The organism is Pseudomonas sp. TMW 2.1634, from assembly GCF_001703595.1.
In the GTDB taxonomy this organism is placed as follows: Bacteria; Pseudomonadota; Gammaproteobacteria; order Pseudomonadales; family Pseudomonadaceae; genus Aquipseudomonas; species Aquipseudomonas fragi.
In genome coordinates, this window is the sequence record NZ_CP016849.1 from 5,074,820 (window position 1) to 5,093,367 (window position 18,548).

Annotated in this window: 18 protein-coding genes; 7 read left to right on the plus strand and 11 right to left on the minus strand. The window is 59.0% G+C overall.

The window, feature by feature from the left end; all coding sequences use genetic code 11:
* The first annotated feature begins 317 nt into the window (after positions 1-317).
* The 4 genes from BFC21_RS24120 (at position 318) to BFC21_RS24135 (ending at position 4,022) form a co-directional block, all read left to right on the plus strand.
* Positions 318-1,463: a serine hydrolase domain-containing protein gene (locus BFC21_RS24120; RefSeq protein ID WP_088379131.1), complete on the plus strand. Its 1,146-nt coding sequence runs from the start codon at positions 318-320 to the stop codon at positions 1,461-1,463.
* A 108-nt stretch (positions 1,464-1,571) separates the two neighbouring features.
* Positions 1,572-2,696: an OmpA family protein gene (locus BFC21_RS24125; protein WP_088379132.1), complete on the plus strand. Its 1,125-nt coding sequence runs from the start codon at positions 1,572-1,574 to the stop codon at positions 2,694-2,696.
* Between the two features lie 23 nt (positions 2,697-2,719).
* Positions 2,720-3,367, plus strand: coding sequence for a pyridoxamine 5'-phosphate oxidase (pdxH, locus tag BFC21_RS24130; RefSeq protein WP_088379133.1), 648 nt, complete (start codon positions 2,720-2,722; stop codon positions 3,365-3,367).
* A gap of 190 nt (positions 3,368-3,557) precedes the next feature.
* Positions 3,558-4,022, plus strand: coding sequence for a glycine zipper 2TM domain-containing protein (locus tag BFC21_RS24135; RefSeq protein ID WP_083369803.1), 465 nt, complete (start codon positions 3,558-3,560; stop codon positions 4,020-4,022).
* A 72-nt stretch (positions 4,023-4,094) separates the two neighbouring features.
* Here BFC21_RS24135 and BFC21_RS24140 read toward each other — a convergent pair whose 3' ends face one another.
* From BFC21_RS24140 to BFC21_RS24165, 5 genes are all read right to left on the minus strand, one after another.
* Complete coding sequence (locus BFC21_RS24140; protein ID WP_095005355.1) at positions 4,095-4,694, minus strand: hypothetical protein; 600 nt, start codon at positions 4,692-4,694, stop codon at positions 4,095-4,097.
* Between the two features lie 111 nt (positions 4,695-4,805).
* Positions 4,806-5,984 carry a Na+/H+ antiporter NhaA gene (gene nhaA, locus BFC21_RS24145; protein WP_088379135.1) on the minus strand — a complete coding sequence of 393 codons (1,179 nt, stop codon included), beginning with the start codon at positions 5,982-5,984 and terminating at the stop codon, positions 4,806-4,808.
* Positions 5,985-6,369: 385 nt separating this feature from the next.
* Positions 6,370-7,980, minus strand: coding sequence for an NAD(P)/FAD-dependent oxidoreductase (locus BFC21_RS24150; RefSeq protein ID WP_120266583.1), 1,611 nt, complete (start codon positions 7,978-7,980; stop codon positions 6,370-6,372).
* Positions 7,981-8,071: 91 nt separating this feature from the next.
* A complete protein-coding gene (locus tag BFC21_RS24155; RefSeq protein WP_088379137.1) occupies positions 8,072-8,743 on the minus strand; it encodes a COG3650 family protein in 672 nt (223 codons plus the stop codon).
* A gap of 168 nt (positions 8,744-8,911) precedes the next feature.
* Positions 8,912-9,511: a short chain dehydrogenase gene (locus BFC21_RS24165; RefSeq protein ID WP_088379138.1), complete on the minus strand. Its 600-nt coding sequence runs from the start codon at positions 9,509-9,511 to the stop codon at positions 8,912-8,914.
* 104 nt (positions 9,512-9,615) lie between these two features.
* Here BFC21_RS24165 and BFC21_RS24170 point away from each other — a divergent pair, with 104 nt between their 5' ends.
* Positions 9,616-10,524 carry a LysR family transcriptional regulator gene (locus tag BFC21_RS24170; protein WP_088379139.1) on the plus strand — a complete coding sequence of 303 codons (909 nt, stop codon included), beginning with the start codon at positions 9,616-9,618 and terminating at the stop codon, positions 10,522-10,524.
* A 57-nt stretch (positions 10,525-10,581) separates the two neighbouring features.
* Here BFC21_RS24170 and BFC21_RS24175 read toward each other — a convergent pair whose 3' ends face one another.
* From BFC21_RS24175 to BFC21_RS24195, 5 genes are all read right to left on the minus strand, one after another.
* Positions 10,582-11,283: an ABC transporter ATP-binding protein gene (locus BFC21_RS24175; RefSeq protein ID WP_016779733.1), complete on the minus strand. Its 702-nt coding sequence runs from the start codon at positions 11,281-11,283 to the stop codon at positions 10,582-10,584.
* A gap of 1 nt (position 11,284) precedes the next feature.
* Entirely contained in the window at positions 11,285-12,052 is a 768-nt protein-coding gene (gene livG, locus BFC21_RS24180) for a high-affinity branched-chain amino acid ABC transporter ATP-binding protein LivG (RefSeq protein WP_016779734.1), read from the minus strand.
* A complete protein-coding gene (locus BFC21_RS24185; RefSeq protein WP_016779735.1) occupies positions 12,049-13,305 on the minus strand; it encodes a high-affinity branched-chain amino acid ABC transporter permease LivM in 1,257 nt (418 codons plus the stop codon). Before BFC21_RS24185 ends, livG begins: the two co-directional genes overlap by 4 nt.
* A complete protein-coding gene (livH, locus tag BFC21_RS24190) occupies positions 13,302-14,225 on the minus strand; it encodes a high-affinity branched-chain amino acid ABC transporter permease LivH (RefSeq protein ID WP_016779736.1) in 924 nt (307 codons plus the stop codon). The genes BFC21_RS24185 and livH overlap by 4 nt, the downstream gene beginning before the upstream one ends.
* A 248-nt stretch (positions 14,226-14,473) precedes the next feature.
* Positions 14,474-15,601: a branched-chain amino acid ABC transporter substrate-binding protein gene (locus BFC21_RS24195; RefSeq protein WP_088379140.1), complete on the minus strand. Its 1,128-nt coding sequence runs from the start codon at positions 15,599-15,601 to the stop codon at positions 14,474-14,476.
* Positions 15,602-15,736: 135 nt separating this feature from the next.
* Here BFC21_RS24195 and BFC21_RS27350 point away from each other — a divergent pair, with 135 nt between their 5' ends.
* Together BFC21_RS27350 and BFC21_RS24200 are read left to right on the plus strand one after the other, a co-directional pair.
* On the plus strand, positions 15,737-15,955 hold the full coding sequence (locus BFC21_RS27350) for a hypothetical protein (RefSeq protein ID WP_157700502.1): 219 nt from the start codon (positions 15,737-15,739) through the stop codon (positions 15,953-15,955).
* A 5-nt stretch (positions 15,956-15,960) separates the two neighbouring features.
* Entirely contained in the window at positions 15,961-16,266 is a 306-nt protein-coding gene (locus BFC21_RS24200) for a DUF2288 domain-containing protein (RefSeq protein ID WP_016779739.1), read from the plus strand.
* Positions 16,267-16,421: 155 nt separating this feature from the next.
* Here the strand turns inward: BFC21_RS24200 and BFC21_RS24205 are convergent, their stop codons facing one another.
* Positions 16,422-18,407 (minus strand): EAL domain-containing protein, encoded by a 1,986-nt coding sequence (locus BFC21_RS24205; RefSeq protein WP_088379141.1) that lies wholly within the window; start codon positions 18,405-18,407, stop codon positions 16,422-16,424.
* Positions 18,408-18,548 lie beyond the last annotated feature (141 nt).

Consider the following 18,548-nt stretch of genomic DNA (forward strand, 5'->3'; position numbering starts at 1 on the left):
TAGGAACGAGGCTGCGTTCGGCGGCGAAGCCGTCGCGAAATCAGACCCTGTGGTATGTCAGTTATACCCGCAAGTCAGGTTTTACGACGGCTGCGCCGCCGAACGCAGCCTCGCTTCGCGAGTCAGCTGCTACGAGATTGTTGCGATGCGTGTTTTGCCTTTTTTCACAAAAAAACCACTCCCGTACTGATACTTTGCCCGCCGACTCCGCAGCGCACAAAAATTGTGCGCCCAGAGCGCGTTGCTCTGTTTCAAAATCCTACTGGTGCTGGAACAATGCACGCCTTGTAGAGCCATGCTTTAACCAGGAGGTGCGGGTGCAGATTCAGGGTTTTCACGACCTCAAGTTCGAAACAGTGCGCGAGGCATTTGCCGATCTTTTCAATGATCCGCAAGAGCGCGGCGCGGCGCTGTGCATCCAGATCGGTGGCGAAACCGTACTCGACCTGTGGGCGGGTACGGCAGACAAGGACGGCGAACAGCCGTGGCATACAGACACCATTGCCAATCTGTTTTCATGCACCAAACCCTTTACCGCCGTCACCGCGCTGCAACTGGTGGAAGAGGGCAAGCTGGAACTCGATGCCCCCGTGGCTCGCTACTGGCCCGAGTTTGCTGCTGCGGGCAAGGAAGCCGTGACCTTGCGCCAGTTGCTGAGCCATCGCGCAGGCTTGCCGGCATTGCGTGAACTGATGCCGGCCGAAGCCTTGTATGAATGGCAGACCATGGTCAATGCCCTGGCCGCCGAAGCACCCTGGTGGACGCCGGGCGAAGGTCATGGCTATGCCGCGATCACCTATGGCTGGCTGGTGGGCGAGTTGATTCGCCGCGCCGACGGTCGCAGTGCGGGCCAGTCGATCATGGCGCGCACCGCCAGGCCGCTGGGGCTGGACTTTCATGTCGGCCTGGCTGATGACGAGTTTTACCGGGTCGCCCATATCGCTCGCACCAAGGGCACGATGGGGGATGAGTCGGCCCAGCGGTTGTTGAAAACCATGATGAACGAGCCCTCCTCCATGAGTACTCGGGCATTCACCAATCCGCCGTCTATCATGACCAGTACCAACAAACCTGAGTGGCGTCGTATGGAGCAGCCTGCAGCCAATGGGCACGGCAATGCCCGCAGCCTTGCCGGGTTCTACAGCGGTTTGCTCGACGGTCACCTGCTGGAGGCTGAAATGCTTGAGCAGTTGACCCGCGAGCACAGCGTTGGCGAGGATAAAACCTTGCTCACGCACACCCGGTTTGGACTGGGCTGCATGCTGGATCAGCCGACCGTGGCCAACGCGACATTCGGCCTGGGGCCAAAAGCCTTCGGTCATCCGGGGGCTGGGGGTTCGATTGGCTTTGCCGACCCGGATCGTGAGGTGGCCTTTGGTTTTGTCACCAACTCCCTGGGGCCTTATATTCTGATGGACCCGCGGGCGCAAAAGCTGGTCGCAGCGCTGGCTGAGTGCTTATAAGAGGGGATTTGTAGGCCGTAGGTCGGAACTCTGTAGCTTTTCTGTATCCAATACGTTTTTTTATGGGCTTAGTGCCTCTTTATTCTTAATTCATTGTGTGGATATTCAATGTCATCTAATAAGACCCTCGCTCTGGCTCTGTGCCTGGCTATTACCGGTTGCGCACAAACTCCACAGAATGACGCCGAAGGTGGCCACAAATGGTGGCAGATGGGCTCTTCTGATCAAACATCGACTCCGGCGGATAAAAACGCCACTGCTGCGGCCAAGCCTGCAGATGCCAAGGCCACGCCGCCGGTTGCCAAAACTGCCGCGGCTCCAGCCCCTGCTGGCGCAGCAGCCAAAGACAGCGGCTCCAGCTGGTGGCCTTTTGGCTCTGATACTGCGAAAAAAGACACCCCGGTCGAGAAAGAAAAAGTGGCCGTTGTTGCCGCGCCAGCCGCTGCTTCTTCGGGCAAAAACTGGTGGTGGCCATTTGGCGGCGATGCCAAGGACTCCAAGGCCGCGCCGGTCGGTGTGATCCCGATGCCGGACCCGAAAATCACCCAGGCCTGGCTGGACGAATACGAGCCACGCCTGCGCGTTGCGATCAAAGACACCAACCTGCAACTGGAGCGTCGCGAGAACCTGCTGATTATCGTGGCTTCGGCTGACAGCTCGTTCAAGGCCACCCGCCCGGACTTGCTGATGCCGTCCATGCTGGGCCCGTTCACCCGGGTGGCCAAAGTGGTGGAAGGCGATCCAAAAACCGCCGTACTGGTACTGGGCCATGCTGACTCGTCGGGCGCAATGGCAGCCAATACCCGCCTGAGCCTGGACCGTGCCAAATCGGTGGCGGCGATCTTCCGCATGAGCGGTTTGCAAGGTAACCGCCTGACCCTGCGTGGCATGGGTTCGGTGATGCCGCGCGCAGCCAACGACAGCAACGAAGGTCGTGCCTTGAACCGTCGGGTTGAAATCCTGATGACCCCGCAAGCCACGATGGTGGCCCTGGTCAGCAAATACAGCCAGCCAGCCCTGACTCCGGCCGAACTGGTTGCGGTGCAACCTGCCGTTGCCCCTTCCGTTGCCAAAAAGAACGCAGCAGCACCCGCCAAGAAAGGCGTTGTGGCCAAAAAATCCGCGCCTGCCAAAAAAGCCGCCAAGCCTGCGCCTGCCAAAAAGCCGGTAGTAGCTAAAGCCAAGGCCGCTGCAGACAAGAAAGTTGCCGCCAACGATCAGGCCAAGAACTGACAGACGCAAGGAAGGATTGGGGCATGACTCAAGCACTGGCGGATATGCGACGAGACTACACCCGTGACGGGCTGGCCGAGGCTCAGGCCCCGGCCGAGCCTTTTGCGCTGTTTCATCAGTGGTTCGGCGACGCGGTCAAGACCGAGCAACCTCCGGTCGAGGCCAATGCCATGACCCTGGCCACGGTGGATGCTCAAGGGCGCCCGCATTGCCGGGTGTTGCTGCTCAAGGGGCTGGATGAACAGGGTTTTACCTTTTTCACCAATTACACCAGCGCCAAGGGCCAGCAATTGAGCGAGCGCCCGTTTGCGGCCATGACCTTTTTCTGGCCTACCCTGGAGCGTCAGGTACGCATCGAAGGGCAGGTGGTCAAGGTCACCGCGCAAGAGTCCGATGCCTACTATCAGGTGCGCCCCCTGGGCAGCCGGATCGGGGCCTGGGCTTCGCCGCAAAGCCAGGTGATTGCTGATCGTGATGCGCTGGTCGAGCTGCTCAAGGCCACCGAAGCGCGCTTCAGTGACAGCCAGCCCCATTGCCCCGAACACTGGGGTGGCTACCGTTTGTTGCCGGAACGTATCGAGTTTTGGCAGGGGCGCCCCAGCCGCTTGCACGACCGCCTCAATTATCGGCGCCAAGGTGCTGACTGGGTGCGTGAGCGCCTGGCGCCCTGAAGGCACCCTCGGCACCAGGGTGCGTCATGCAAACTGGCTATTACGCGCTACGCTTTGCGAAGTTTTGAAGTGGCCTGCAGCGCTGTTTTTACTGTACAGATGCTGAATAAAGGCCTTTTATCCGCGCTGTACCGTGACAGGTTTGCGGCTGCGGAGTTTAATGAATCCCTGATATTTTGGAGTTGATCCTATGCGTAAGTCCGTACTGTTGGTTGCTGCTTTTTCTACCATGACTGTCTTGTTGGGCGGCTGCACCTCCAACTTGACCGGCGACAGCTATTCGCGTGACGAAGCCCGACGTGTGCAGACCGTTCGTATGGGCACCATCGTTGCCCTGCGCCCTGTACAGATCGAAGGCACCAAGACCCCAATCGGCGCGGCAACCGGTGCGGTCATCGGCGGCGTGGGTGGCAGCGCCATCGGTGGCGGCCGTGGCAGCATCGTTACCGCCGTTATCGGCGCAGTGGCGGGTGGCCTGCTGGGTTCGGCAGCCGAGTCGGGCCTGACCAAGACCCAGGGTGTAGAAATCACCGTGCGTGAAGACGACGGCAGCACCCGCGCCTATGTGCAGCAGGTTGAGCCGAACCAGGTATTCCGTACCGGTGAGCGCGTGCGCATCATGACCGTTGACGGCACCAGCCGCGTTACCCAGTAAAACCGGTACAGCGTACAAACAAAACCCCGGCCAGTGCGAACTGGCCGGGGTTTTTTATGCCTGCAAAACAGCTCAGGACGAGTGCCTGAAGGCCTGTGGTGCCCCTGACAGGGTGATGGCGATACGGTCCAGCAAGCGCTCTGCCGTGTACTTGGGCATGCAGCTGAACGCAATGACCACGGCCAGCCCCAGTGTCAGAGCGGGCCGAGGGACGTGGCTGACGTTGTATGGCTTGAGGCACAACACAAACACGCAGGCGGCAACCGAGCCTATCAGGGCGCCGGCGATGGCCTCCGGCAACGGGTGGATGGTGTGGGCGACGTAGTGGATGGCGAACCACCAGGTCGCCAGCAACCCGACCCCGAGCGCAGGCCAGCGCAAGCGCGGATCCAGCTGCTGGCACAGCAGGTTGAGCAGCACGGTGAAGACCAGGCAAGCGTTCATGGCGTGACCGCTGAACACGGCAATGCCCAGCTCATGCAGGCCAATGCCCCAGCCCTTGAACAGGATCTTGCTGGCGCCCACCACCAGGTAGGCCGTTACCAGCACGCCCATCCACAGCAAGGCGATTTTTCGGGAGGCACCCAGCCACAGCCATACCGCAATCACCAGTGCTGCCGGGAACATCACCGTGATGCCGGCGTATTGCACAATCTGCATTTTATCGACCACGTTTATCTCTATTGGCGATTCACTCAAGCGAGCTGTGCCTCTGTGGGAGCGAGCCTGCTCGCGATGCTCTGAGACCTTCGTGAGCAGGCTCGCTCCCACAGTAGGGTGGGGTTACGCCACCGCTTGTTTACGGCTGAAGAACAGCGTAACGCCATAGCCGAGCAGTGCAGCGAGGATTGAGCCGGTGAGGATGCCCATGCGGTCCATGCCCACATAATCGCTACCTGCGACGAACGCCAGTGAGCCGACAAACAGGCTCATGGTGAAGCCGATACCGCACAAGATGGCCACGCCAAACACCTGGCCCCAGTTAGCGCCTGCGGGCAGGGCGGCCATGCCGGTCTTGATGGCGATCCAGGTGAGGCCGAACACGCCCAGGGTTTTGCCGATCAGCAAGCCTGCCGCAATGCCCATCGGCACATGGCTGACAAAGCTGTGCAGGCTGACACCCGACAGTGATACGCCGGCATTGGCGAAGGCAAACAGCGGCAGGATCGCGTAAGCCACCCAGGGATGCAGGGCGTGCTCAATGGTCATTAACGGTGAAGTTTCGGAGTTTTTGGTGCGCAACGGGATGCAGAACGCCAGCGTCACCCCTGCCAGCGTGGCATGCACGCCACTTTTGAGCACGCACACCCAGAGGATCAGGCCGACGATCATGTAAGGCGCGACCTTGATCACCCCCATGCGGTTCATGGCTATCAGCACGATCAGGCAGGCTGCTGCCAGCAGCAGGGACACGCCCGACAGTTCGCTGGAGTAAAACACCGCAATCACGATGATCGCCCCCAGGTCGTCGATAATCGCCAGGGTCATCAGAAACAGCTTGAGCGACACCGGCACACGCTTGCCCAGCAGAGCCAGCACGCCGAGAGCGAAGGCAATATCCGTGGCCATCGGGATGGCCCAGCCGCCGAGTGCGTCCGGGTAATCCTTGTTGATGAACCAGTAGATCAGTGCCGGTACCACCATGCCGCCGATGGCCGCTGCGCCGGGCAACACCACCTGCGAGGGCTTGGACAGCTGGCCTTCGAGCAGTTCGCGCTTGACCTCCAGGCCGATCAGCAGAAAGAACAAGGCCATCAGGCCATCGTTGATCCACAGCAGCGAAGGCTTGGCAATTTGCAGGGCGCCGATTTGCACCGCTACCGGCACGTCCAGAAAGGCCGTGTAGTAATGGGAAAGCGGTGAGTTATTGACGATCAGAGCCAGAGCGGCCGCGGCAATCAACAGCAGACCGCTGGCAGCTTCCAACTGAAAGAAACGAGTGAAAGTGCTACGCAGAGGCAAGGTCGCTCTCCATCAATTAGGTAAAAGGTGCGACACCCTAACCCGTGGGGTTAGTGGTTAAAACAAAAACTATATTCTTTTTTGTTATAAGCACAGGCGTGCTCACACACCGCTCAAGAGCCTAGCAGTTGTGTGTCAAATTGAGTCTGTTTTGTGCCTGTGGGATCTGTAGGAAATATCCCAGTTTTGTTGGGTTTTACTGGTTTTTCCGCAGGCTTCAAGCCTGTCCTCTTGCTCACGCTCGAGCAAAAGGAGGCCGATAATGATGTGGGAGCGGGCTTGCTCGCGATGCATACACCACGGTTTGCCAGGCAGACCGCAGCGTCTGTATCGCGAGCAAGCCCGCTCCCACATCTCAGGGGTACAGCCCCTGCCGGGTCAAAGCCTAGGCTTCGATACCCAGAATGTCGCGAGCCACGGCTTCGGCAATCCGGATGCCGTCAACACCGGCCGACAGAATCCCGCCAGCGTAGCCAGCACCTTCACCCGCCGGGAACAGGCCCTTGACGTTGAGGCTCTGCATCGACGCATCGCGGGTCATGCGCAGCGCCGACGAGGTACGGGTCTCGATGCCGGTGAGAATGGCGTCGTGCATCGAGAAGCCCTTGATCTGCTTCTCGAAGGCCGGCAAGGCTTCACGGATGGCTTCAATGGCGAAGTCCGGCAAAGCCAGGGCCAGGTCACCCAGGGACACACCCGGCTTGTAGGACGGCTCGACGCTGCCCAGGGCCGTGGACGGTTTGCCCGCAATAAAGTCACCGACCAGTTGTGCCGGAGCTTCGTAGTTGCTGCCGCCCAGCACATAGGCGTGGGATTCGAGGCGCTCTTGCAGCTCGATGCCGGCCAATGGCCCGCCCGGGTAGTCTTCCGGCGTAATGCCGACCACGATGCCCGAGTTGGCATTGCGCTCGTTACGCGAGTACTGGCTCATACCGTTGGTCACAACGCGGCCGGGTTCGCTGGTGGCTGCAACCACGGTGCCACCCGGGCACATGCAGAAGCTGTAGACCGAGCGGCCGTTTTTGGCGTGGTGCACCAGCTTGTAATCGGCAGCGCCCAGTTTCGGGTGGCCGGCGTACTTGCCCAGGCGCGCGCTGTCGATCAACGACTGCGGGTGTTCGATACGGAAACCTACCGAGAACGGCTTGGCTTCCATATACACGCCACGATCGTGGAGCATGCGGAACGTGTCGCGAGCGCTATGGCCCAGCGCCATGATGACGTGGCGGGAGTTCAGTTGCTCGCCGTCGGCCAGCACCACGCCGGTCAGTTGGCCGTTATCGATCAGCACATCGGTGACACGTTGCTGGAAGCGCACTTCGCCGCCCAGGGCGATGATCTGCTGGCGCATGTTTTCCACGACGCCGGTCAGACGGAAGGTGCCGATATGCGGCTTGCTGACGTAGAGGATTTCGTCCGGCGCACCGGCCTTGACGAACTCGTGCAGCACCTTGCGACCGTGGTGCTTGGGGTCCTTGATCTGGCTGTAGAGCTTGCCGTCGGAGAACGTGCCCGCGCCGCCTTCGCCGAACTGCACGTTGGATTCGGGGTTGAGCACGTTTTTACGCCACAGGCCCCAGGTGTCCTTGGTGCGCTGGCGAACTTCGGTGCCGCGCTCAAGAATGATCGGCTTGAAGCCCATCTGGGCCAACAGCAGCCCGGCGAAAATACCGCAGGGGCCAAAGCCGACCACAATCGGGCGCTCGCTCAGATCCTGCGGTGCCTGGCCTACCACGTTGTAGCTGACGTCCGGTGCTGGATTGACGTTACGATCGTCGGCGAACTTGAGCAGCAACGGCGCTTCATCGCGCACGCTCAGGTCAATGGTGTAGATAAAGCACAGTTCCGACGATTTTTTACGCGCATCGTAGCTGCGCTTGAACAAGGTGAAATCGAGCAGGTCATCACTTTCGATGCCCAGGCGCTGCAGGATGGCAGGGCGCAGGTCTTCTTCGGGATGGTCGATTGGCAGCTTGAGTTCGGTGATTCGTAACATTGACAGTGTCCAGTATCGGGGGGCCAGGTAAACCCTGGCAGAACCGGCAATTGTAAGCTGCTTTGGGGAAATTTGCGGTAACAGTTATCGATCAGTCGTTACGCGCGCCACCAAAATAACCGCAGCCGCGCTGCACTTGCCCGTTGATCCGCAGCTCGGCGCCCAGGTGCTGCACGCTGCCATTGGCACTGTCGGTGCAGCGTTGCGGAGCCACCCACAGCTCGATGCGCTGGTTGTTGGCTTCGGTGGACAGGGAGAAGCGGCCATCGCCGACCTGTTCTTCAACGTAGGGCAGGGCCAGGTCAGGCTGGCCTTCGCGTTTGAGCACCATGCCCTTGCCGCCGGCTTGCACTTCCCAGGCCGGGCCGTTGCCGTTGGCGTGTACGGTCAGTTGCTTGAAATTAGGGTCCTGGCAGGCGCTGCTGTTGCGCTCCAGGCGATAGAGCTGTTGCACCAGCACTTCACCCTCTGCGCCAGGTGTTTTGCTGGCCACAAAGTTGCCGCGCAGATCGGCGAACAATTTGCCCGGTTTATTGGGCATGTAAGACGCGTCCTGCACCAGGGTGGTGTTGGCGCTGTCACGCACCACATAGCGCTGTTGGCCGACACACGGCTGGAACACCCACTGGTCATTGGCCGATACCAGCTCGCCCTGCAGGCGGGTTTGACCGGCGGTGGTATCGACGGGTTTGCTGCTGAACATCTGGCAACCGGCAAACACGGGCAGCAAGGCGAACAAAACTAAGGGACGGACAACACGCATCTTGGGCACTCCTGAAGGGTGTCGCCACGTTACTCAGCCTCGCGATGCATCACAAGGGGGCTGGCCCGATTGATGTGGGAGCGGGCTTGCTCGCGATGCAGGCGGCGCAGTCTTTCAGTTAAACCGCAGTGTTGCCATCGCGAGCAAGCCCGCTCCCACAGGTTTTGCTCAGCCCACGATGTAGGTTTGCCCGGTTTGCAGGCCTTCGACACTTTTGGCGTAGGCCAAAGCTACATCGGCACCGGCCACAGGCTTGAACCCACGGAAGTAGGGCGCGTATTTGTCCATCGCCTCTTCCAGCACCGTCGGGCTCACCGAGTTGACGCGCAGCCCGCGTGGCAACTCAATGGCAGCCGCTTTGACAAAACCGTCCAGTGCCGCGTTGACCAATGCCGCCGAACTGCCGGTGCGAATCGGCTCGCGGTTGATCACGCCACTGGTGAAGGTGAACGAGGCGCCATCGTTGGCATATTCGCGACCGATCAACAGCAGGTTGACCTGTCCCATCAGCTTGTCCTGCAGGCCCAGGGCAAAATCGTTCTCGTTCATTTCAGCCAGGGCGGCGAACTTGACGTTGCCCGCAGCACAGATCAACGCATCGAAGCGCCCGGTTTGCTCAAAGAGCTGGCGGATGGAGGCACTGTCGCTGATATCGACCTGATAATGGCCGCTTTTTCGCCCAATTTCGACGATCTCATGGCGTGGCGACAATTCGCGGTGAATGGCTGAACCAATGGTGCCGTGAGCGCCGATCAACAGGATTTTCATGGTGCGTGCCTATTTGGATAAGAGAAGCACTCAGTCTAGTAGTGGTTTTTTGCTGCGATAAGCGCACTAATAGGCAACCTTTGGTTTTCATATGGAAACAATCCATGAGCGAAATGGATGACCTGGCGGCGTTCGCGGTGCTGATTGACGCCGGCAGCTTTACCCTGGCCGCCCAGCAACTGGGGTGCAGTAAAGGGCAGCTGTCCAAGCGCATCAGTCAGTTGGAAGCGCAGTTTTCCGTGGTGTTGTTGCACCGCACCACCCGGCGCTTGAGCCTGACTGCCGCAGGCGCGGCGTTATTGCCGCAAGCCCGGGCGCTGGTGGTGCAAGTGGAAAGGGCACGTCAGGCATTGGCCCGGTTGAAGGACGATATGGTCGGCCCGGTACGCATGACGGTGCCGGTATCCTTGGGCGAAACCTTCTTTGATTCGCTGCTGATGGAGTTCTCCAGTGAATACCCGCAGGTGCAGATCGAGCTGGAACTCAACAACAGCTACCGTGACATGGCGCGGGAAGGGTTTGACCTGGCGATCCGTTCGCAGGTGGCCAGTCACGAGCGGCTGGTGGCCAAACAGGTGCTCAACTGGCACGAAATCACCTGTGCCAGCCCTGAGTATCTGCTGCAATACGGTGAGCCAACGGCACCGCAACAACTGGCCGAGCACCGTTGCCTGCTCAACAGCCACTACAGCGGCCGCGAAGAATGGCAGTACCACCGTCAGCATGAACTGCACCGGGTACGGGTCTCGGGGCCGTTTGCCAGCAACCATTACAGCCTGCTGAAAAAGGCCGCAGTGATCGGTGCCGGTATCGCCCGCTTGCCGTCGTATATGCTCAGCAGTGAGTTGGCCGATGGGCGCTTGCGCGGGTTACTGCGTGACTATCAAACCCGCAGCAACCCCATGTACCTGGTGCATCCCTATCAGGGTGGGTTGCCCAAGCGCACGCAGGTTTTGGCGGATTACCTGGTGGGCTGGTTCCAGCGCAGTGGTGAGGCCATCGACCAGCTTTAACCCGAACCCCGGGCAAAAAAAACGGCCCCTAAGGGCCGTTCTGTTATGCCGGCAGCTTTAGCCGCCCAGGTAAGCGTCACGCACTTTAGGGTCGTTGAGCAATTGCTCACCGGTGCCTTGCATCACCACCCGGCCGTTTTCCAGCACATAGGCACGGTCGGCAATTTTCAGTGCCTGGTTGGCGTTTTGCTCCACCAGGAACACCGTTACACCCTCTTTACGCAGTTGCTCGATGATGTCGAAGATCTGCTGGATGATGATCGGTGCCAACCCCAGGGATGGCTCATCAAGCAACAGCAGCTTGGGCTTGCTCATCAGCGCCCGGCCAATGGCGAGCATTTGCTGCTCGCCACCGGACATGGTGCCGCCGCGTTGGGTAAAGCGCTCCTTCAGGCGCGGGAACAGGTGCAGGACCTTGTCCATTTGCTCCTCATATTCCCGTTTTTCGGTAAAGAACCCGCCCATGGCGAGGTTCTCTTCCACGGTCAAACGGGCAAACACCCGACGCCCTTCGGGTACAACGGCGATGCTTTTGCGCATGATCTGCGCCGAACTCAACCCCACCAGCTCTTCGCCCAGGTAACGGATGCTGCCGCTATGGGCTTGCGGCGAGCCGCACAGGGTCATCATCAGGGTCGATTTGCCCGCACCGTTGGCGCCGATCAAGGTGACGATTTCGCCCTGGCGTACTTCCACATTGACACTGTGCAGGGCCTGGATCTTGCCGTAAAAGGTCGAAACGTTTTCAAATTGCAGCATTTTACGCTTCCCCCAAATAGGCTTTGATCACTTCAGGGTTGTCGCGGATCTGTTCCGGCGTCCCGTCTGCCAAAGGCGTGCCCTGGTTGATCACCACGATATGGTCGGAAATGCTCATGACCAGTTTCATGTCGTGCTCAATCAGCAGCACGGTGGCGTTGTGTTCGTTGCGCAAGACGCTGATCAGGGCCTTGAGGTCTTCGGTTTCCTTGGGGTTCAGACCTGCCGCCGGTTCATCGAGCATCAGGATCCGCGGGCGGGTCATCATGCAACGGGCGATTTCCAGGCGGCGTTGCTGGCCGTAGGCCAGGGTGCCCGCCGGGCGGTTGGCGAACTCGGTCAGGTTGACCTTGTCCAGCCAGTACGCGGCGTAGTCCAGGGCGTCACGTTCGCTTTTGCGAAATGACGGGGTCTTGAACAGGCCCGACAGGAAGTTGGTGTTGAGGTGGCGATGCTGGGCAATCAGCAGGTTTTCCACCGCCGTCATGTCCTTGAACAGGCGCACGTTCTGGAAGGTGCGCACCACGCCCTTGCGCGCAATTTCATGGCCCGGCAAGCCTTCAATGGACTCGCCATCGAGCACGATGCTGCCGGCTGACGGCTTGTAGAAGCCGGTCAGGCAGTTGAATACGGTGGTCTTGCCGGCACCGTTAGGGCCGATCATCGACACCACCTGTTTTTCCTTGACGGTCAGGGCTACGCCGTTCACCGCCAACAAGCCGCCAAAGCGCATGCTCAGGCCGCTGACTTTGAGTAACTCGCGGCTCATTTTCGCAGCTCCAGGTGAGGACGTTGCATAGGCAGCAGACCTTGCGGACGCCAGATCATCATCAGCACCATCAGGGCTCCGAACAGCAGCATCCGGTATTCGCTGAATTCACGCATCATTTCCGGCAGCAGGATCATCACCACGGCGGCCAGGATAACCCCCAGTTGCGAGCCCATGCCGCCCAGTACCACGATGGCCAGAATGATCGCCGACTCAAGGAAGGTGAACGATTCCGGTGTCACCAGGCCCTGGCGTGCAGCAAAGAAGCTACCGGCGAAACCTGCGAAGGTCGCGCCCAGGGTGAAGGCCGAGAGTTTGATCACGGTCGGGTTCAGGCCCAGGGCACGGCAGGCGATCTCGTCTTCGCGCAGCGCTTCCCAGGCGCGGCCGATAGGCATGCGCAGCAGGCGGTTGATCACGAACAGCACCAGCAACACCAGCACCAGCGCGATCAGGTAGAGGAAAATCACCTTGTTGATCGAGTTGTAGGCGATACCGAAGTATTCGTGGAACGTTTGCATGCCCTCGGCGGCGGTCCTATCGAAGCTCAGACCGAACAAGGTGGGTTTGGGAATGTTGCTGATGCCGTTTGGCCCGCCGGTGATATCGGTCAGGTTACGCAGGAACAGGCGGATGATTTCACCGAAGCCCAGGGTCACGATGGCCAGGTAGTCACCGCGCAGACGCAGCACCGGAAAGCCCAGCAGCAGGCCGAAGGTGGCGGTCATCATCCCGGCCAGCGGCAGGCAGACCCAGAAGCTCCAGCCGAAGTAATGCGAGAGCAGCGCGTAGGTGTAGGCACCCACGGCATAGAAGCCCACATAACCCAGGTCGAGCAGGCCCGCCAGGCCCACCACGATGTTCAGGCCCAGGCCGAGCATCACATAGATCAAGATCAGCGTGGCAATGTCCACCGCGCCGCGCGAGCCGTAGAACGGCCAGACCAGTGCCACCACCACCAGACCGAGAATGATCCAGCGCTGGGTGCTGGGCAGGGTCAGGAAGTTGGTGGCCTTGGCAGGCACTTTTGGCAGGCTGGGGGAGTTTTTCCAGGCCGTGCTCAGTTGCTGGTTGAAGAACACGCGCACAAACATCAGCAGGGAGCAGATCGCGATCACGCTCAGGATCAACGGGCTGGTGTTGTGAACTTCGATGTTGATCCCGACAATCGTCAGTTTCAGACCGAGTACCGGGTAGGCGACGGCCCAGACCAACAGGGCGCTGAAGAGCGCCGACTTAAGATTCCTAGTCATACTTTTTCAATCTCCGGACGCCCCAGAATGCCGGTCGGACGGAACAGCAACACCAGCACCAGCAAGCCAAAAGCCACAACGTCTTTGTACTGGTCGCCGAAAATATCGGCACCAAAGGCTTCCGCTACACCCAGTACCAGGCCACCGAGCATCGCGCCAGGAATACTGCCGATCCCGCCCAGTACCGCAGCGGTAAAGGCTTTGAGGCCTACCAGGAAACCTGCGTTGGGGTTGATCACGCCGTATTGCACGCTGATCAGTACCGCAGCAACAGCCGCCAGGGCCGCACCGATCACAAAGGTGAGGGCAATCACGTTGTTGGTGTTGATGCCCAACAGGTTGGCCATCTTCATGTCTTCGGCGCAGGCGCGGCAGGCGCGACCCATGCGCGAGCGAGAGATGAACAGGGTGAGGCCGAGCATGGCCAGGAACGTGACGACGAAGACCACGATTTGCATGTAGGACACGATAACTTCGCTGGCGCCTCCAGGACCAAAGGTGAAGCCGCCGGGGATCAGGTTGGGGATCGATTTGTCTTTGGAGTCTTGTGCCAGTAGCACGGTGTTTTGCAGGAAGATCGACATGCCGATCGCGGAGATCAGCGGGATCAAGCGATTACTGCCGCGCAGGGGACGGTAGGCAACCCGTTCGATGCTGTAGCCGTAGGCACTGGTGACCACGATGCTGGCGATAAACGCGGCAGTCAGCAGCAGTGGCACGCTGTCCAGACCCATCATGGTCAGGCCGGCGATGGCGATAAACGCAATATAGGAACCAATCATGTACACCTCGCCGTGGGCGAAGTTGATCATTCCAATAATGCCGTAGACCATCGTATAGCCGATGGCGATCAGGGCATAGGTGCTGCCAACGTTGAGGCCGTTAACCAGCATTTGGAAGAAGTGATAGATGTCAGGCATTACAAAGCTCCTAAAAACCTGAGACGCATTTCACTGGTGGAGTCATTTTCCGGCCCGGGCCGTATGGGTTTTCACCCACTTGGAGCACGGGTCTTCTGCCAGCGAACCGCTGGTGACGGTTTTAAAGATTTTCAGGTGGGCAGGCTTTCGGATCACGAAAGCGCGGCCCCATTTCCATGAACCGCGGGCCTGTAAAACAAAACCCACCGCTTGAGCAGTGGGCTTGTTTTCAGGTCAGGAACCGACCCTTACTGAGGGCTTACTTCAGTTTTCGGCTTGCCGAAGTGCCATTCGTAAACTACGAATTTGAAGTCTTCCACGTCACCTTTGGCGTCAAACTTCAGGTTACCGGTAGGCGTCTTGAACGTACCTTTGTGGATGGCTTCAGCGACTTTGGCCGGGTCTTCGCTTTTCGCCTGCTCGATACCGCCGGCAATCACTTCAACTGCGGCGTAGGCCGGGAACACGAATGGACCGGTAGGGTCCTGCTTTTTGGCGGCGAAGGCGTCAACCAGTGCCTTGTTATCAGGATCGGCGTCGAAGGCTTTTGGCAGGGTAACCAGCAGGCCCTCGGAGGCGCCCTGGGCGATTTGCGAGATGGACTCGTTGCCCACACCTTCAGGGCCCATGAACTTGGCGTTCAGGCCTTTCTCTTTGGCCTGACGCAGGATCAGACCCAGCTCAGGGTGGTAGCCGCCGTAGTAGACGAAGTCGACGTTGGCTTGCTTGAGCTTGGCGATGACAGAGGAATAGTCTTTTTCACCCGCGTTGACGCCTTCAAAGACAGCAACCTTGATGCCTTTGTCTTCGAGGGTCTTTTTAACGGCGCTGGCGATGCCTTCACCGTATTGCTGTTTGTCGTGCAATACCGCAACGACTTTCGGCTTGACGTGATCCGCGATGTAATTACCGGCGGCAGGGCCCTGGGCGCTGTCCAGGCCGATGGTGCGGAAGATCATCTTGTAGCCACGAGCGGTGATTTCCGGGCCGGTGGCGGCCGGGGTAATCATGATGATGCCTTCGTCTTCGTAAATGTCCGAAGCAGGCTGAGTAGAGCTGGAGCACAGGTGCCCGACAACATACTTGATACCGTCATTGACCACTTTGTTGGCCACGGCAACCGCTTGTTTCGGGTCGCAGGCGTCATCGTAGTCAACGGCTTCAAGTTTTTTGCCATCAACGCCGCCCTTGGCGTTGATTTGTTCGATGGCCATTTTTGCGCCCGCGAACTGCATGTCGCCGTACTGAGTCAGAGGCCCGGTTTTAGGGCCGGCAATACCGATCTTGATGGTGTCTGCGGCAAATGAATGGCTGGCAAACCCGGCCAAAACCATAGCGGCAAACAGTTTAGTAATCTGCTTCGTAGCCATCTTTATTGGTGCTCCACTCTTCTGTTGTAATTTTTATAGTCCTGGAAGCCAAGGCAGCCGGACCGGGTCTTCTTGTTGCGAAATTCCCGGTCAATCCCCCCTGCAACTGTACCGGTACAGTGTAGAGCGCCGATTCAGCGCTTGAATAGCTGGCTGGCGGGGGAAAAAACAGGAAATGTCGCTATAACGAAAGAAAAAGACATAAAAGCGGCGCGTTTGGCGGTTGATAGTTATCAGAATGTTGCCACATCAACACTGCCGCCTCGGGCCCTCTGCTCTTTCCTCGTGACTTACCTGAAAAGCCGGGTTTTTCAACCGGGTGTGCAGCGTTATCATGACGCCGATTTTTTTCCCCGGTGAAACCCATGAATCAAGAACCTAGCACCCTCTATGCCAAGCTGCTTGGCGAGACCTCAACTATTGAATGGAAAGCCCTGCAGCCCTTCTTTGCCAAAGGGGATTTGCTGTGGGTCGAACCCGGGCTGGACTTGATCGAAGCGGCGCAGGCCGTGACTCAGGATGATGCAGAGAAAGTCTCGGCCTGGATGGCGTCCGGCTTGCTTGGCAAGATGACTGAAGCTCAGGCGCTAGACGTTCTTGAACGTGACCCGCAGCTGTGGGCTGTAGTGGTTTCGCCGTGGGTGATGGTCCAGGAAAGGGCGCAAAAATAACCCTGCGCACCAAACCAGCGCATTTGTTTGCACTGCTGTGAAGAGCCCGGAGTGTGTAGCTCAGTAACCCGCTTTCGCGTAGTGGCAATATGCCGTAGAGAAACGCCACAGTTGCCACTGTGGCGTTTTTTTATGCCTGTGATCCGGCTGTATCGCTACTGGCTGGTCAGCACAAAGGTGGCGTGGTCGGGTGCGGGTATCGGGCGGTTGTCGAGTTGTTGAAGAATGTCTGGCAGCGCCTCGCAGGGGACGGGGCGGCTGAGCAGGTAGCCCTGGATGAAGTCGCAGCCCAGTTGGTTGAGAAACTCGAACTGGCGGGTGGTTTCGACGCCTTCGGTGACCACCTGCAGGTGCAGGGTATGGGCCATGAGGATAATGGCCTGGACGATTTCCATGTCCTGGCTGGATGCCGGTATGTCCTGAATAAAGGAGCGATCGATTTTCAGGGTGTTGAGCGGCAGGCGCTTGAGGTAGGCCAGGGACGAATAGCCGGTGCCGAAATCGTCGATGGACAGTGACACGCCCAGCGCGCGGATCTGGCGCAGCAACTGCGAGGTGCTGTTCAAATTGCACATCAGGGCGTTTTCCGTGACTTCCAGCTCCAGTCGTTGGGCACTAATACCGGAGGTGCGCAGGGCGTTTTCGATTTCGTCGGCCAACTCAATGCGTACCAGGCTCAGCGCCGAGCAATTCACGGCAATGCCCAGGTGCTGCCAGCCCAGGCGAGAGAGGGCGGCGAGATCATGGCAGGCTTTGCGCAACACCCAATGGTCGAGCCTGGCGATCAGCCCGTTGGCCTCGGCGATGCTGATAAAACGCTCCGGGCCGAGCAAGCCGTGTTCAGGGTGCTGCCAGCGCACCAGGGCCTCCAGCTTGGCGACCCGACCACTCTTGAGGTCGAAGATGGGCTGGTAATGCAGGAGCAGCCCCTTGTCCTCATTCAGCGCATTGCGCAGCTCCTCTTCAATTTGCAGCTCCAGGTAAGCCCGGGTTTTGAGGTTGGAGCTGAAAAAATTCAGGGTGTTACGCCCGCTGCCCTTGGACTGATACAGCGCCAGATCGGCATGCTTGAGCAGTTCTGCACTGGTGGTGCCGTCTTCAGGGAATACGCTGATGCCAATGCTGGTGGTCATTACCATCTGGCGTCCTGACAGCTCGATGGGCTCTTTGAGCTTGAGCATGATGCGCTGGGCCATGCTTTGCGCTTCATCGCGCTGGCTGAGGTTGATCAGAATGCAGAACTCGTCACCGCCAAACCGTGCAACCACGTCATCGTGGCTGCGGATGGCGTGCTTGATGCGCGTGGCAATGGTCTTGAGCAGTTCATCTCCGGCGTCATGCCCCAGGCTGTCATTGATGCGTTTGAAGTGGTCTATGTCGAGGAACATCACGGCAAGCCTGGTGTTCCTGGCGGCGCAGTCGATGAGTTTTTCAGCAAACAGCTGATTGAAACCACGACGGTTGATCAGGTTGGTCAGCGGGTCGAAATGCGCCACTTGCTGCAAGGACGCGCGTGCCTGGTCGAGCTGGCTGAGCAAGGCGTTGACGCGCCTCAGATCGTGCTCCTTGAGTTGCAGCTTCTTGTCGACAATCGTGGCGCTGATGCAACTGCCAATCAGCAGCAGGGCGATGACGCCTACCACAAGGGCCAGTTGCCAGTTATTGCTGGCTGTATCCGGACTGCCCGCCAGTGTGTCGCCAATGATGAAGTGAGTGCCGAGCAGGCCGCCTGCAGCAAGCATGCACAGGGCATACTTGCCAAACTGATGGAGCAGGCCGCCGGTTGAGCGCCAGGCGGTGGTGCTGTTGAGCGATTGCACAATGATCAGGGCAATCAGTAATGAGCCCAGCGCGATGACAGCGTTGTAGCGCGAGTCGAGCGGGGAGTAAAAAGCCAGCATGCAGATGCTGTGCATGGCCCAGATACCGATGGTCAGGCAACTGACACCGATCCATCGCCAAACGGTTTTTGCCGCTGCTTTTTCTGCATTGGCCGCGCGGTCGAGCAGATTCATCGTGGCCACGCAGGCAGTGCAGGCAACCAGCCAGGCCAGAAACAGCAAATAGGGGTTATAGCCGCCGATCAACAGCAGTTGGTTTTCTGCAGGTTCAGCCAAAAGTTGCAACCCGGAACTGTCCATTGCACGCCTCGGCGATCCAGATGCGCTAGTCGTAGGGTGCTAGCTTGGGGTCGAGTATAGAAGCTGGATTGAGGGAGGCAGGGGTGATGGCAAAATGATGGTTATCATTTTGTTATTAGGGTGGGGGTTTATAGTTAGTTA

Coding starts and splice junctions, on each gene's coding strand:
- BFC21_RS24125 (WP_088379132.1), top strand. CDS start 1,572: ATGTCATCTAATAAGACCCTCGCTCTGGCTCTGTGCCTGGCTATTACC.
- pdxH (WP_088379133.1), top strand. CDS start 2,720: ATGACTCAAGCACTGGCGGATATGCGACGAGACTACACCCGTGACGGG.
- BFC21_RS24135 (WP_083369803.1), top strand. CDS start 3,558: ATGCGTAAGTCCGTACTGTTGGTTGCTGCTTTTTCTACCATGACTGTC.
- BFC21_RS24150 (WP_120266583.1), bottom strand. CDS start 7,980: ATGTTACGAATCACCGAACTCAAGCTGCCAATCGACCATCCCGAAGAA.
- BFC21_RS24155 (WP_088379137.1), bottom strand. CDS start 8,743: ATGCGTGTTGTCCGTCCCTTAGTTTTGTTCGCCTTGCTGCCCGTGTTT.
- BFC21_RS24165 (WP_088379138.1), bottom strand. CDS start 9,511: ATGAAAATCCTGTTGATCGGCGCTCACGGCACCATTGGTTCAGCCATT.
- BFC21_RS24170 (WP_088379139.1), top strand. CDS start 9,616: ATGAGCGAAATGGATGACCTGGCGGCGTTCGCGGTGCTGATTGACGCC.
- BFC21_RS24175 (WP_016779733.1), bottom strand. CDS start 11,283: ATGCTGCAATTTGAAAACGTTTCGACCTTTTACGGCAAGATCCAGGCC.
- livG (WP_016779734.1), bottom strand. CDS start 12,052: ATGAGCCGCGAGTTACTCAAAGTCAGCGGCCTGAGCATGCGCTTTGGC.
- BFC21_RS24185 (WP_016779735.1), bottom strand. CDS start 13,305: ATGACTAGGAATCTTAAGTCGGCGCTCTTCAGCGCCCTGTTGGTCTGG.
- livH (WP_016779736.1), bottom strand. CDS start 14,225: ATGCCTGACATCTATCACTTCTTCCAAATGCTGGTTAACGGCCTCAAC.
- BFC21_RS24200 (WP_016779739.1), top strand. CDS start 15,961: ATGAATCAAGAACCTAGCACCCTCTATGCCAAGCTGCTTGGCGAGACC.
- BFC21_RS24205 (WP_088379141.1), bottom strand. CDS start 18,407: ATGGACAGTTCCGGGTTGCAACTTTTGGCTGAACCTGCAGAAAACCAA.